This is a genomic window from Enterococcus sp. DIV0187 (assembly GCF_051713785.1).
Lineage (GTDB): Bacteria > Bacillota > Bacilli > Lactobacillales > Enterococcaceae > Enterococcus_A > Enterococcus_A avium.
Window position 1 is genome coordinate 962690 of sequence record NZ_JBIOQO010000001.1, and the last position, 15659, is coordinate 978348.

General features: G+C 38.9%; 12 protein-coding genes. 2 read left to right on the plus strand and 10 right to left on the minus strand.

Annotated features, from left to right (window positions below; all coding sequences use genetic code 11):
* Both sppA and IGI52_RS04715 read right to left on the minus strand, forming a co-directional pair.
* Positions 1–1029 carry a signal peptide peptidase SppA gene (sppA, locus tag IGI52_RS04710; RefSeq protein ID WP_181236057.1) on the minus strand — a complete coding sequence of 343 codons (1029 nt, stop codon included), beginning with the start codon at positions 1027–1029 and terminating at the stop codon, positions 1–3.
* A gap of 185 nt (positions 1030–1214) precedes the next feature.
* Positions 1215–1502: a hypothetical protein gene (locus IGI52_RS04715; RefSeq protein WP_016179179.1), complete on the minus strand. Its 288-nt coding sequence runs from the start codon at positions 1500–1502 to the stop codon at positions 1215–1217.
* A 481-nt stretch (positions 1503–1983) separates the two neighbouring features.
* Between IGI52_RS04715 and glmS the strand changes: the two genes are divergently transcribed.
* Entirely contained in the window at positions 1984–3792 is a 1809-nt protein-coding gene (gene glmS, locus IGI52_RS04720; RefSeq protein ID WP_438780608.1) for a glutamine--fructose-6-phosphate transaminase (isomerizing), read from the plus strand.
* Between the two features lie 88 nt (positions 3793–3880).
* Here glmS and glmM read toward each other — a convergent pair whose 3' ends face one another.
* The 4 genes from glmM to nifJ all read right to left on the minus strand — a co-directional run bounded on the left by glmM (position 3881) and on the right by nifJ (position 11027).
* A complete protein-coding gene (gene glmM / locus IGI52_RS04725) occupies positions 3881–5236 on the minus strand; it encodes a phosphoglucosamine mutase (protein WP_016179181.1) in 1356 nt (451 codons plus the stop codon).
* A 23-nt stretch (positions 5237–5259) separates the two neighbouring features.
* Positions 5260–6366, minus strand: a complete 1107-nt coding sequence (locus IGI52_RS04730) for a CdaR family protein (RefSeq protein WP_438780609.1) — start codon at positions 6364–6366, stop codon at positions 5260–5262.
* Positions 6363–7247, minus strand: coding sequence for a diadenylate cyclase CdaA (gene cdaA / locus IGI52_RS04735; RefSeq protein ID WP_016179183.1), 885 nt, complete (start codon positions 7245–7247; stop codon positions 6363–6365). The genes IGI52_RS04730 and cdaA overlap by 4 nt, the downstream gene beginning before the upstream one ends.
* Before the next feature lie 108 nt (positions 7248–7355).
* Positions 7356–11027, minus strand: coding sequence for a pyruvate:ferredoxin (flavodoxin) oxidoreductase (nifJ, locus tag IGI52_RS04740; RefSeq protein ID WP_311855196.1), 3672 nt, complete (start codon positions 11025–11027; stop codon positions 7356–7358).
* A gap of 253 nt (positions 11028–11280) precedes the next feature.
* Here nifJ and IGI52_RS04745 point away from each other — a divergent pair, with 253 nt between their 5' ends.
* On the plus strand, positions 11281–11796 hold the full coding sequence (locus IGI52_RS04745) for a thioredoxin domain-containing protein (protein WP_016179185.1): 516 nt from the start codon (positions 11281–11283) through the stop codon (positions 11794–11796).
* Positions 11797–11876: 80 nt separating this feature from the next.
* Here the strand turns inward: IGI52_RS04745 and whiA are convergent, their stop codons facing one another.
* The 4 genes from whiA to IGI52_RS04765 form a co-directional block, all read right to left on the minus strand.
* Complete coding sequence (gene whiA / locus IGI52_RS04750; RefSeq protein WP_438780610.1) at positions 11877–12812, minus strand: DNA-binding protein WhiA; 936 nt, start codon at positions 12810–12812, stop codon at positions 11877–11879.
* A gap of 28 nt (positions 12813–12840) precedes the next feature.
* Positions 12841–13839 (minus strand): gluconeogenesis factor YvcK family protein, encoded by a 999-nt coding sequence (locus IGI52_RS04755; RefSeq protein WP_016179187.1) that lies wholly within the window; start codon positions 13837–13839, stop codon positions 12841–12843.
* Positions 13836–14723 (minus strand): RNase adapter RapZ, encoded by an 888-nt coding sequence (rapZ, locus tag IGI52_RS04760; RefSeq protein WP_016179188.1) that lies wholly within the window; start codon positions 14721–14723, stop codon positions 13836–13838. Before rapZ ends, IGI52_RS04755 begins: the two co-directional genes overlap by 4 nt.
* Before the next feature lie 221 nt (positions 14724–14944).
* Positions 14945–15658: an amino acid racemase gene (locus tag IGI52_RS04765; protein ID WP_271819657.1), complete on the minus strand. Its 714-nt coding sequence runs from the start codon at positions 15656–15658 to the stop codon at positions 14945–14947.
* Between the last annotated feature and the right edge of the window lies 1 nt (position 15659).

Below are 15659 nucleotides of genomic sequence, written 5' to 3' on the forward strand. Positions count from 1 at the left end.
TTACTCACCCCCATAGAGGTACATTGCCTTTGGAGCTTGTGGAGTACCAACGCTTTCGACAATGTTTCTAACTAATTCTTCTTGTGATGGTTTAATCCCCTGCAACTCCGCCAGACTATTGCCAAGCCAAGTATCCAAGAAATTTGTTGATCCGCTTGTATAAGAAACAACCTTCGCATCGTTCAACCCATTATCTTTCCGCAAGGCTTTCAACGCTTGATCTGGATAACCGATATCATCTACCAAGCCATTTTCAAGAGCTTGAGCTCCATCGTAAATTCTTCCATCCGCTAATTTCCGAACATCTGCTTCATTCATTTTACGACCATCTGCTACAACTTTGACGAATCGGCCATACATACTATCCACAAAAGCTTGCAATACCTCTTTGTCTTCTTTTGTCTGTGGTCTTGATCCAGACCCGATATCTTTTAAAGCACCACTCTTAATCGTAGCATCAGCAATCCCAAGCTTCTCCATCAGACCAGAATAATTCATACTGGACATAATCACTCCAATAGAACCAGTCATAGTATCTTCAGTTGCAAATATTCGATCCGAATTTGCTGCAATATAGTAGCCGCCACTGGCAGCTTGACTTTCCATTGAAGCATAAATCGGAATTTTCTTCTCATTTTGCAATTCCTTCAATGCGCGAGTAATTTCGGCTGTCTCGTAAACTGAACCTCCTGGTGAGTTGATCTCTAACAAAATCCCTTTCACTGAAGAATCCTTTTTAATTGTAGCTAATTGCTTCATAAAGGATTCATGATTGTATCCTCCAGTTGAAAACAATCCACTAGTGCCATCATCAATGATCGTCCCTTCCACAACAAGTTTGACAATCTTTTTGCTGCTAGATCCAGCTTCTTCCACTTTTTCTTGGGGTTCACCGGTTCCATACAGTAGTTCATTAACTTGACTAAGCTCTTTTTTACTTTCATTTTTTCGGCTGATTGTTGTCGAGATTCCTGAGAAAATCAGTAATACTACTGCAATACCAACCGCCACCCAACGTCTTTTATTCATCTATCTTCCTCCTTGTTCATTTTTAAAGTGATAATTTTCCAAGAAAAATTAGTTTGATTCGAATGTCAATATCTTTAACTAAACGTCTAGATAAATTAGCTATTTGATTAACTATCTTATGTTGAAATATGTTGCAAAAAAGTCGAACTGACATTCTTAATTTTACTCAGAATAAAGCTACCACATTAATATAAATTACGGATAATCATTACTTTTTCTGTTGGACCTTCTGCTTTCATTTTTTCAGCTTTTTCCACTAAAGAATATCCGCCAAAAAATTCATGCGTTAAAGGATCTTCAATTTTGAAGGCTTGGGCTTCCTCAATGCTTAACGCATCTGGATTGATTTCTTGAATACTATCCCAGCCGGTATCTAAGAAAATCTTCGTTTCATCGTTAATCTCTGGATTATCAACAAGTTGCGCTAAATATTTACGTAACTCGCCGACTGTTAGATTTTCTGGTTGGTTCATTCTATTTTCCTCCTTATATATTTTCTGCGAAAAGAGTCTTCACAGAAATATCTTTTTTACAAACGAATAGTCGCTACAAGTAACAAAAAGATTTGCGCTAAAACTATTCGATAAATGATACTTCTCTATTCTACCTTATTCTTCTTACAGATGAAACGTAGAAGATTCTTTGTTATCCCTCTCTTTTTTTCACTAATTTCATATATACCAATTACTAAAAAATAAAAAAATGTTTGACTATACTGAAAGTTTGTATTATATTATTCATTGTTTCCGAGAGTAAAACAAAAAAATCTTAAATGTACCAATAAGATAGCGCCAGGCCTCTTCTAGAGGTGACGAGGAAGAAGCTAATCGAATGATTCGGCGGGTGGCTTCAGGGTTGCTGTGCTCTACAGATCATTACAAAAACTTTATAAAAGAACAAAAAAATGATCGGACAGCTCGGGAACATATAATGACAGGAAAGTAGGAAGACATTATGTGTGGAATCGTAGGAATTGTAGGAAATGATCAAGCAACAAGTATTTTAGTGAATGGTTTAGAGAAATTAGAATATCGCGGGTACGACTCAGCAGGCATCTTTGTAGCAGATCAAAATGATGATTTTTTAGTAAAGTCTCAAGGTCGAATTAAAGAACTGGCAGACAAAATTGGTAAAGACGTACACGGCACAATCGGAATTGGTCATACACGTTGGGCTACCCATGGCGAACCAAGTGAAGAAAATGCTCATCCACATACTTCACAAAGTAAACGCTTTGTGTTGGTTCATAACGGTGTAATCGAAAATTATGATGAGCTAAAAGAAAAATATTTAGCAGATGACATTTTTTATGGGGAAACGGACACTGAAATTGCTGTTCATTTGGTCGAATACTTTTCGGAACAAGGTCTTTCAACAAAAGAAGCATTTCGTAATGCACTAAAAGAGATTCATGGATCATATGCTTTCGGTTTAATCGACAAAAAAGATCGTGAAACAATTTATGTTGGCAAAAACAAGAGCCCACTTTTGATTGGTTTAGGAGATGGTTTCAATGTAGTCTGCAGCGATGCGATGGCAATGTTAGAACAAACGAATCAATTTGTTGAAATCAATGATGGGGAAATGGTCATCGTTACAAAAAATCGTATTGAAATTGAAGACGAGTCTGGAAATGAAATCCAACGTGCTCCCTATGAAGCAAAAATTGATCTTTCTGATATGGAAAAAGGTACCTATCCTTACTATATGTTGAAAGAAATCGATGAACAGCCTGCAACGATGCGTCGGATCATCAGTGAGTACACAGATGAAACAGGAACCGTCGTTATCGAAAATGAGTTGTTGCAAAGTTTATTAAACAGTGATCGTATTTATATTGTTGCTTGTGGTACAAGTAATAATGCTGGTTGGGCAAGCAAGCAGATTATCGAAGGCTTGGCCAATATTCCAGTTGAAATCCATTTATCAAGTGAATTTGGTTACAATATGCCTTTACTTTCAGAGAAACCGTTCTTTATTTACTTGACACAAAGTGGTGAAACTGCGGACAGTCGTCAAGTGTTAGTAAAAACTAATGAACTTGGATACCCTTCCTTAACTGTGACCAATGTTGCCGGATCAACCTTATCTAGAGAAGCAAGCTACACAATGCTACTACATGCAGGACCAGAAATTGCTGTTGCTTCAACTAAGGCCTATACCGCTCAAATAGCAGCATTAACCGTTTTAGCAAAGGCTGTTGGCGAAGCAAAAGAAATTACTGCTGCAAAAGAATTTGATTTAACAAAAGAACTTGGAATCGCAGCGAACGCAATGGATGTGATGATTGCTGAAAAAACGATGATCGAGGAAATTGCAGCTGAATATTTGGCAACGACTCGAAACGCTTTCTACATCGGACGTTCTGAAGATTATTATGTTTCAATGGAAGTCGCACTAAAACTAAAAGAAATTTCTTATATTCAAGCAGAAGGCTTCGCAGCTGGTGAATTGAAGCACGGTACGATAGCTTTAGTCGAAGAGGGTACGCCGGTTATTGGAATCATTACTGAGGCTGTAACCGCTCCTCACACGCGCGGAAATCTAAGAGAAGTGGAAAGTCGTGGAGCTCACACTTTAGTAATTGTATCTGAAGAATTAAGCAAAGATGGTGACCAAATTATTTTACCGACCGTTCATCAATTTTTACGTCCGCTTGTCTCTGTAATTCCAGGACAATTAATTGCCTATTATGCAACTTTATTGCGTGGATACGATGTTGATAAACCTCGTAACTTAGCTAAGTCTGTGACAGTTGAATAAACAAACTAGAGGGAGTGACAAAAGTAATAGTCACTCCCTCTTTTACATGTATAACGTCCGAACTTAAGAGATCAGGCGTTTTTGTTCTCTAATCTAATCCAATTTCTTCACGAACAACTGCTGCGATTTTATCGACATAGTAGTCGACCTTTTCATCTGTAGGTGCTTCAGCCATAACTCGTAATAACGGTTCTGTTCCTGAAGGACGAACTAAGATGCGTCCGTCTCCATTCATTTCTGCTTCTGCTTCTTCAATTGCTTGTTTGATGGCTGGTACGTCCATGGCACCGTACTTGTCGCTGACACGAATGTTTACTAATTTTTGAGGGTAGATTGTTACCTCGCTAGCAAGTTCTGAGAGCTTTTTACCGGTTTGTTTCATAATGTTTAATAATTGAACCCCCGTCAGCATACCATCACCTGTTGTATTGTAGTCTAAGAACAATACATGACCTGATTGCTCACCGCCAAGATTATAATCATTCTTACGCATTTCTTCAACCACATAACGGTCCCCGACCTGTGTGATGACATCATCCAAACCAATATCCTCAATAGCCTTATGAAAACCTAAATTACTCATAACGGTTGTGACAACCGTATCTTTTTTTAGCCGTTTTCGTTCGGCTAAATATTTCGCACAGATAAACATAATGCGATCCCCATCCACGATATTTCCAAGCTCATCTACTGCAATCACTCGATCGCCATCACCATCAAAAGCCAAGCCAGCATCTGCGCCCTTTTCAACGACCATTTTCGCTAAAGCTTCTGGATGAGTGGAACCAACACCCGCATTGATATTTAGTCCGTTCGGAGAAGTTCCCATTGTGTAAAAATCAGTCTCTAAATCGGCAAATAAGCGATTAACACTTGTTGAAGTTGCACCATTAGCTGCATCTACACAAACTGTTAACCCTGATAAATCGCCTGAAATTGTCTGCACTAAGAACTGAGAATATTTTAATAACCCTTCATGGAATTCGTCTAATGTTCCTAATCCTTCAGCAGATGGACGCGGCAATGTATCCTCCTCAGCATCAATCAACGCTTCGATCTCAGCCTCTTGTTCATCAACTAATTTAAAGCCGTCTCCACCGAAAAATTTAATTCCGTTATCTTCTGCTGGATTGTGTGACGCAGAAATCATAACACCTGCAGAGGCTTTTTGTAATCTCGTTAAGTAGGCCACCCCTGGGGTTGAGATAACACCAAGCTGGAAAACTTCGATACCAACAGATAATAACCCTGAAATCAAAGCTGTTTCTAATAGTTCGCCTGAGATACGTGTATCACGTCCTACTAAAACACGTGGACGTCCTTCACTCTCATGATGTTGACTTAAAACATAACCACCGCAACGGCCCAATTTAAATGCTAGCTCAGGTGTTAGCTCCTTATTCGCGATTCCGCGTACTCCATCTGTTCCAAAATATTTACCCATTAAATTATATTTCCCTTCTTCATCTAGTTAGCTGATTGATTTGTCGACTCTTCTTGACTGCTAGTCGCATGAGTATCAGTGCTCATTTCCGAAGATCTTGAACTGTCACTTGAGTTCCCTGCGGCTCCTGTTGTCGACGAACTAGAATGATTTGTACTACTTGTTTCTGAGTCTTGTGATTTTTTAAATACTGGTGTTACTTGTGCACTTACTGTTTTCGGAATAACCTGATAATTTCCAGAGATTGGGACATCGATAAATTTTTTTACCGTCCCTTGAATTTGACTTACGTCAACCGGAATACCAATACTGTCTATTTGATCAATTACTGACTGCACGCCAGTAATTGTTGCCTTTGTTCGATTCAGATCGATTTTGACACTTTCAACCGACGAAGGCAAATCTCCTTCTTGAATCGGATAAAGCGAAACTTCTTTACTTGGTGTTTGAATTTCAAAATTGACAGTTACATTTTGCGGATCTGATTGGATCGGCAATACTTCGCCGCTGGCATTTAAAGCCTGTACAGGCGCTTGGATACTTTCCTGATCCGAAGAAAGTTTACTACTATCTACTGAAGCGACAACACGATCGATTTCTTTCATTGTGGTTTCTCCAGTTGTGATTTCAACCTTCTCTGGTTGAGTTGAGAGTTCTCCGACTTTCAATCCATTGTTACTGGTCGTACTGCTTAAAATTGGAGACACATCAAATTTCTTTTTGACCTTTTTTTCAATCGTAACTGAAATTGTTTCTGGTTCAATCGTTGCAAAAAGTGAACTAGATAAATTTTTCGTTTTCAATCTAACTTCATGCGTTCCAGATCCAAGCTTAGATAAATCAGCAACTACACTAAAATTGCGAGTATCTGGATCGATTTCTCTATTCAATTGAATCCTATTAGCACCGCTCAATTTGACTGTTACATTTGATGAAAACCCATGAACAAAATAATCATCAGAATCGTAAACAACATTAATCGGCACATTCTGTATAGATTCTTCATAGTTCGTATCAGATGAAATTAATCTGCTGAAATTTGAACTATTTACATTAAAAAATAAGATTAAACTAAATAGCAGGGAGATCAACATATAAGGTACGTTGTCTTTTTTGAACTTAATTCTCATTTTTTGCCTCCTTTAGTCAAACCTTCCAAAAAGGTTTGCAAGAGACTCTTTCTCCCTACAATTTTCTCATCCGGTAGTAATTCTCGTCGCATTACAGCCAAGTATTCTTCTTGTGTCAAGTCGTGCAGGAAGTCATTGCTTAACGTAATGCTTACACCACCTGTCTCTTCTGAGACGATGAAAGTCAGAGCATCGCTGACTTCACTAATACCAACTGCCGCTCGATGTCTGGTTCCGAATTCTTTTGGAATTAGCATACTATCCGAAAGAGGTAAATAAGCAGAGGCAACTGCGATTTTTCCATCTTTGACGATAACAGCACCATCGTGCAGAGGTGTATTAGGAATAAAAATATTGATCAATAACTCGCCGGTAATATCCGCATCTAGATCAATTCCGGTTTCAATATACTCGTCTAAGCCTGTTGAACGTTGAATTGTGACTAGAGCCCCGATTTTTCGTTTTGACATGTATTGAATGGCTTTATCGAAGGCCAAAATCATCCGTTCATCATCCAGCTCTTCTTTCTTCGATGTTTTAAAGAAAGCACTGCGTCCTAGATGCTCTAGACCACGTCGAACTTCCGGCTGAAAGATAATAATTGCCGCAATCACGCCATAAGTGATGACCTGATTCATCAGCCACGATAACGTATGCAGACCAATTAACTCGGCAACAATCCGGATACCGATAAAGATTGCGACACCTTTAAGCAATTGAACAGCCTTTGTTCCGCGAACAAGTTCAAACAAACGATAAATCAGAAACCAAACAACAAATATATCTAAAAGGTTGACGATAATATCCCAGGTTGAAAGATTCTCAGAAAAAAAGCTAAGCCAATAATCTGGTTTGAATAATTCAATTAAACGATTAGGCATGAATAACCTCTCTTTCTATCCAAAATTCTCTACAATTATACCACAATGGTACAGCTCTAGCATAAAATTTAAGAGAGAGCCTTAGCAAGCTAAGACTCTCGAAAATAACTATTTTTTACGTTTCTCAGCTCGTGCTGCTCGGCGTGCAGCGCGTCTAGCTTCTGCTTCTGGATCAACTTTACGCTCACGTTTTAGTTTAACATGGACTGCTTCATCAGTATTTTCCAAATTAGTTCCAGCTAATTTCGCACGAATCTTTTCTTCTTGTCCGGCTAACCGGGCGTAATTATAGAAACGAGTCTGTGCATCATTTACTGTCTTTTGGTATAGACGCTGTGCATCGTCAGGTTGAATTCTTTCCAACGCAGAAAAACGTGTTTGTTGTTTCATGAATCCGATCATTTCATCAAAATTTGGTTTCTTATAGTCCAATGTCATCGGATTTTTACCTTTTTCACGTTGTAAAGGATTGTAACGATACAGTGACCAATAGCCTGAATTAACAGCATCTTTTGCTTCTTGCAGCGTTTTGCTCATTCCACCGCGTAACCCGTGATTAATACATGGTGTATAAGCAATTACAAGCGAAGGTCCAGGGAATTTTTCTGCTTCTTCTAAAGCTTTGATGGTTTGCATTTGGTTTGCTCCAGAGGCAATTTGAGCCACATAGACATTGCCATAGGTCATCGCCATCATACCTAAGTCTTTTTTAGACTGATATTTTCCACCCGCAGAAAATTTCGCAATAGCAGAAGCTGGGGTCGCTTTAGACGTTTGACCGCCTGTATTAGAATAAACTTCATTATCCATTACCAAAATATTTACGTCAGCACCGCTGGCTAAAATATGATCTATCCCGCCAAAGCCGATATCATAAGCCCAGCCATCACCACCAAACATCCACTGACTGGTTTTCACAAACAAATCACGATTATCATAAATATCAGCAAGCTTTGGATCAGATAAATCCGCCACTTCTAAGGCCGCCGCTAGTTTTGTGGCTCTTTGTTGCGTCCCTTCTGATTCGAACATATGATCCATCCAGTCTTCCATCAACTCTCGTAAATCATCTGAAACGTAATCTAGTACATCATTGATTTTGTCAGCTAGCTCTTTACGACGTGTTTGGTTCGCTAAAAACATACCGTATCCATACTCCGCATTATCTTCAAACAACGAATTCGACCAAGCGGGACCTTGTCCTTTTTCATTCGTTGTATATGGACTGACTGGAGCCGCCGCACCCCAAATAGATGAACAACCAGTTGCATTAGCGATCATCATACGATCACCAAACATTTGTGTCATTAATTTGACATAAGGTGTTTCTCCACAGCCAGCACAAGCGCCTGAGAATTCAAGCAATGGTTGATTAAATTGAGAGCCTAAAACAGAATTTGTTTTTGCAGGATTTGCCTTTTGCTTTAAAGTCATTGAGAATGCCCAGTTGATTGCTTGTTCTTTTTCCTCTTCGTAAGGCTTCATGACCAAAGCTTTACCTTTCGCCGGACAAGCCTCCACACACAAGCCGCAACCTGTACAATCTTCAACGGAAACCTGAATACGGTATTTCTGTCCATCAGCACCACGCATCTCTCTTACAATGTATCCTTCAGGTGCTGCCTCCATTTCTTCCTCATCGGCTAAGAATGGTCGAATTGCAGCGTGAGGACAAACAAATGAACATTCATTACACATCGTGCAGCGGTCACTAATCCAGTGCGGAACTTCTAAAGCTACACCACGTTTCTCAAACTTCGCTGTACCTGTTGGTATAGTTCCATCTGTCATCCCATTTATAACTAAATCATTCACTGTCAAGCTATTTCCTTGTTGCGAATTTATCGGTTCGACGATTTGTTCCACATATTGAGTAACCGGTGTTTGCCGGATTTTTTTTGGAATCTCTACTTTAGCCCAAGTTTCAGGTACTTGAACTTGATGTAAAAGTTCAACTGTTTGATTAATCGCAGCTATATTTTTTTCGACGATCTCTAATGATTTCCGTCGATAGCTCTTATCTGCTTCCGCTTTTAAAATATCTAATACTTCATCAAAAGGAATGATCCCAGTTAAACGGAAAAACGCCGTTTGCATAACTGTATTGATTCGTGAACCTAAACCAACATCCATTGCTAATTTCGCGGCATTGATGGTATAAAATTTAATATCATTTTCCGCAATATAACGCTTCATCTTAGCTGGCAGTAATCGATCAATCTGCGCATCATTCCACATAGTATTCATTAAGAAGACTCCGCCTGGCTTTAGACCTTTTAATAGATCATAAGTGTGAATATAAGCTGGTGTATGACAAGCGATGAAATCTGCACTCTCAACAAGATACGTCGAACGGATCGGCGTATCACCAAATCGTAAATGAGAAACAGTTAATCCGCCTGATTTTTTTGAATCATAACTGAAATATCCCTGTGCGTATTTATCTGTATGGTCTCCAATAATCTTGATAGCCGACTTATTCGCACCAACGGTTCCATCTGACCCAAATCCCCAGAATTTTGCTTGAAATGTTTTAGGATTTGTCAGGTCAAGAATACCCTTTGTTTCTAATGACATATTTGTTACATCATCAACGATTCCAATCGTAAAACGTTTTTTTGCTTCTTTTTTATTCTTGGTCAATTCATCGTAAACAGCAATAATTTGATCTGGAGTCACATCCTTAGAGCCTAAACCAAAACGACCGCCAATGATTTTAGGACGAACATCCGCTTCATACATTACTCCTTGAACGTCTAATAAAAGTGGTTCCCCATCTGCCCCCGGCTCTTTTGAACGATCCAATACAGCAATTGATTTAACAGTATCCGGCAGTTTGTCCAAAAAATTTTCAGTCGGAAACGGACGATACAAATGAATGTTTAGAAATCCAACCTTACGTCCGTTTGCATTTAAATAGTCCACCGTCTGCTCAATAGTTTGGGCTACGGAACCCATCGCTACAATAACCTCTTCAGCATCTTCAGCACCATAATAGGTTACTAAGTCGTAGTTTGTTCCACGTAATTTATTAATTTCAAACATATATTTTTGGACAATTGCTGGCAGTTCATCATAATAGCGATTGACTGTTTCCCTTTGTTGAAAATGTACATCTGGATTTTGATTGGTTCCGCTGATGGTAGGATGATTGGGATTCATACTACGTTTACGGAAAGCTCTTAATTTTTCTTGGTTAATTAACGGCGCCAGCTCCTGATAATCAAGTACCTCGACCTTTTGAATCTCATGGCTCGTCCGGAAACCATCGAAAAAATTCATGAAAGGCAAACTACCTTCAATCGCGGCCAAATGTGCGACAGCAGATAAATCCATTACTTCTTGCACACTACTTTCTTGCAGCATAGCGAAGCCTGTTTGACGAGCTGCCATTACATCTCCGTGATCACCAAAAATATTCAATGCATTTGTCGTAACGGCACGACTAGCAACATGAAAAACGCCTGGTAACAATTCACCGGCGATCTTATACATGTTAGGAATCATCAAGAGCAATCCCTGAGAGGCAGTATAAGTCGTAGTTAATGCGCCGGTTTTCAGCGCACCATGTACGACACCAGCGGCACCGGCCTCTGATTGCATTTCCGTAATTGATACGGGTTGACCAAATATATTTTTCTTTCCTTGTGAAGCCCACTGGTCTACAAGTTCGGCCATTGTTGAGCTAGGAGTGATCGGGTAAATTGCGGCTAATTCTGTAAATGCGTATGAAATATAAGCAGCAGCTGTATTTCCATCCATCGTTTTTTTATTACGCATGTGTCTCCTCCTTTTTCAATTAATTGTTGTCATTTCTAATGTAGAAAAACAACCTATATTTCTGTAATATCTCTACAAGATACTTGAATTCTTGAGATACCAATTTTAGAATTTTTATAACAACGGATTTATTATAAACTAACATGCCTTAATTTCAATATGTCTTGTTGGCTTTTTAACTTAATTTATATGAAAAGAGTTTGTATTCTTATAAATATTCTGTACACTAATAGATGAAAGGATGTGTTTTCGCATGGATATTTCAGTTATTAAAGGAAAGCTAGTCAATGATTTTAATGGGATTAAAATTGGATCTGATACAGCACCAAAACGCTTGATTGAATTTATCAACCTCCGTTGCCCTTACTGTAAACAGTGGTTCGAAGAATCTTATGACACGTTAAATCAAGCTGTCACAGAAGGGAAAATTCAACGCGTCATCAAATTACTAGACAAGGATAAAATTAGTTTACAACGCGGCAATGTTATGCATGAATACATTGATACTGACCCTGAAAAGGCATTAACACAAATTCAACAGGCGTTCGAAACCCAAACAATTTGGCAAGATTTCGAACTCGAAGCTGTCGCTGAGTACGCCGAAAAAACACTGCGTTTCAACCAGCAAGCAAACCAAATATTGCAAAGCGAGATACGCAACGAAGCCGAACAAGCCAATATCAAATTTGTACCAACAATTGTTTTAGGCGAACATATTTTTGACGAATCTATTGATGAAGCCACATTAAAATCATATATTGCTGAATAGATAAAAAACCGTTTGGAATTGAACTGACCTCCGAATGTTAGATCAAGAATCTAACATTTGGAGGTCGCTTCACTTCAAAATCAAACGGTTTTTTTGCGTAAATTATCTGCAAAGTCATTGATCTTACGAATTCGATGATTGATTCCCGATTTGGAGATTGCACCTGATGGAATCATTTCTCCTAATTCTTTTAAACTAATTTCTGGATTTTGTATTCTTAATTCTGCGATTTCCTGCAACTTCTCAGGTAAAGACTGCAAACCGACAGTAGCTTCAATAAAATGAATGTTTTCAATCTGCTTTGAAGCAGCATCAATTGTTTTATTCATATTCGCTGTCTCACAATTAACCAAACGATTGACCGAATTGCGCATGTCACGCACGATTCGAACATCTTCAAATTTTAACATCGAATTCGTCGCGCCAATCAACGTTAAAAAGTCGGCAATTTTCTCGGCCCCTTTTAGATACGTGATGTACCCATTTCTGCGCTCCAGGGTACGTGCATTTAAGTCGAACTGGTTGAGTAAATCACAAATATCTTGATTATGCTCCTCATAGATCGACGAAATCTCTAAATGATAGCGACTAGTTTCTGGATTATTAACTGAACCAGAAGCCAAAAAAGCCCCTCTTAAATATGCGCGAGTTTTTTTCTCTGATTGTTTGATCTCATTAGAAATATGCGATTGAAACATCGCACCGTCCATGATATCCAAATCTAGTAATATTTTCTGAGTTTCCTGTTTCAGCCGTACAATATAAACATTATTTTTCTTCAATTTCATTTTACGCCGTACCAGCAATTCGCTGCGAACACCGTAATGCTCTTTCAACAGCGTAAAAAATCGACGAGCAATTGCGGCATTTTCCGTTTGAACGTTCAAAACAAATTGATGATTGTTCAAACTAAGCGAACCGTTCATTCGTATCAAAGCAGCTAATTCAGCTTGCGCGAGATTCTTTTGGACCGCCAGACCCGTTAATTCCTTTTTTACCTCTGCTGCAAAAGACATGGCGAGCCCTCCTTATTTCTAGTTAATATTAAATTTTTGCCCCAAAAACAATTCGGAACAATTCATCAACCACCTTATCACCATCGTGGAAAACACCGCCATCACGTAATTTCAAGAAATCAGTGGAAACAACTCGACAACCTTGTTCTCGTAAGCCGTTGAAATCGTGAGTCACTTGCACTAAATATTCATCATAGATTTCAGGATCCATGTATCCCTCTGGTACGTGCTCGGTATTAACTAAGACCGTATCAATAAAATTACTTTTAAGATGCTTATGTAAAACACGAATATGATCTGCATCACTGAAATGCTCGGTTTCACCTTTTTGAGTCATGATATTACAAATATAGACAACTTCCGCGTTTGTCGTGCGAACGGCTTCACCTAATTCTTCGATCATCAGATTAGGTAAAATGCTCGTAAATAACGACCCTGGACCTAGTACGACCATATCTGCTTCATTGATCGCATTAACAACTTTACGAGCCGCGTGGACAGCCTTTTCTCCGCTTTTATCAGTAACGTAAACCTTTTCGATATTCTTGCGATCAATAGCAATTTTGGACTCTCCTACTGCACTGGTTCCATCATCAAAATCAGCGTGCAACACTAGCGGCATCTCTGACGATGGATAAATATGTCCATCAACATGCATCATCATAGAAAGTAATTGAATCGCTTCATAAGTACTATTGCGCATTTCAGACAATGCAGCAATCAATAGATTGCCAATCGTATGATTTGCTAAAAACTTATCGCTTTCATGAAAACGATACTGAAATAAATCTTCATAGAGTTTTGGCATATCAGATAACGCTGCTAATACATTTCGCAAGTCCCCGGGTGGTGCCATGTCAATTGAATCACGTAATTCACCGCTGCTTCCACCATCGTCGGCAACCGTGACGACAGCAGTGATATCCGCACTTTGGTTGCGCAAGCTTTTCAAAATGACCGGCAGACCAGTTCCGCCGCCTATTACGACAATCTTAGGTTTGCGGATACGATATGTTTTCATTTTCATGAACGATTCACCGTCTCTTTCCGCTTATCCTTATCACGATGCGTAATATTGACTTTATAATCTGCATCTTTAATCGCCTTGCCTACCCGTTCAGTCAATGCAACCGAACGATGTTGACCACCTGTGCAGCCGATCGCAATTGTTAAAGAGCTTTTCCCTTCTTTGATGTAGCCTGGCAGAATATCCATGATCATTCGTACAAAATTCGTATAAAAGCTTTCTGTTTCAGGAAATGACATAACATAATCGTAAACAGGCTTATCTAATCCCGTTTGTGGTCGTAATTCTGGGATATAGTGTGGATTTGGTAAGAAGCGAACATCCATCACGATATCCGCATCAATCGGCAAACCATACTTGAAGCCAAATGAAACAACCTCCACATGGAAGCCTAAATCATCCTGCTGTTTAAATGATTGATTAATTTTTTCGCGCAATTGACGCGGAGTTAAATCAGTCGTGTCAATCATTAATGTTGCACGATTTTTTAAATCTTCCAAAATTGCCCGTTCCTTGCGGATTCCCTCGGTGATCATGCCCTCCATTGCAAGGGGATGTGCACGGCGAGTCTCTTTGTAACGAGAAACTAACTCCTCATCAGAGCAATCTAAAAATAGAATACTCGTATCAATAAAACCTGTATTTTCAATTTCTACCAACATATTTTGAATATCTTCGAAAAATGACCGTGAACGCAAATCAACCACTAGGGCGATTTTTGTTACCTTTCCTGATTCACGGATTAATTCCCAGAATTTCGGAATTAAACCTGGAGGCATGTTATCCACGCAAAAATACCCCATATCTTCAAAGCTTTGAATCGCCACGGTTTTCCCCGCACCACTCATACCAGTAATGACAACTAAATGTAAACTCTCAGTCATTTGTGTCTCTCCTCTCTTTTTTAAGGAAATTATTTCAAAATAATCTATCAGACTATCTAAGTGACTAAATCTTCATATGAATACTCTTTTTATATGTGCGCTAAAAAAAGGCAAAAACTCCTTTGCCTTCTAAAAAAATTATAACATTCCTGGCGTGTCTTTGCTACTTTTTTATAATTCTTTAAATTTTCGTAATAACACGACCAAAAAAACAAACCTTCCTACTTGGAAGATCTGTTTTTTAGCGCTTGTTCAATTGTCCGATCTGCTAAAATTGATTGGGCATCAATCACAGAATATGGTACATCTTTCGTCAATTCCTGGACTAAAGACAGCTCTGTACAGCCTAAAATAGCGTTTTGACATCCATGCTTTTCAAAAACGTCTGAAAGAATTTCTAAATACAGCTCACTATTTATAAAGTCATTTTCCTTCACATCATGATAAATCAGATGATTGACCTTGTCTTGCAACTCTTTTTCAGGGACCAGAACTTCATATCCCTTTATTTCCAGTTCGCTTTGATAAACTTTAGCGGACATAGTTCCAGCAGTAGCCAGAACAGCAATTTTATCCCCTTTTTGATGATTCTTCGTTACTTCATTAACAGCTTCTCGCGGCATATGCAATAGGGGAATCTTCGTTGCACCTTGCAATTGCTCGAAAAAATAATGAGCCGTGTTACAAGTCAAGACGATAAAATCTGGCTTTAATAAGTTTTGTTTCTCGATATCATCTAGCAGAAAAGGTAGGGGATTCGCTGCCTTATTATCTAAAATGTAAGCAGTTCGATCGGGAACTGTCGCATGATTGAACATGACGTAGTTTAGATATTCTTGATCGTTATGAGCCTGAGTCCGTTGATTAAGAATTCGAATGAAACTCTCCGTTGCCATCGTCCCCATACCGCCAAGTATACTAAAGAAATTTTCCATG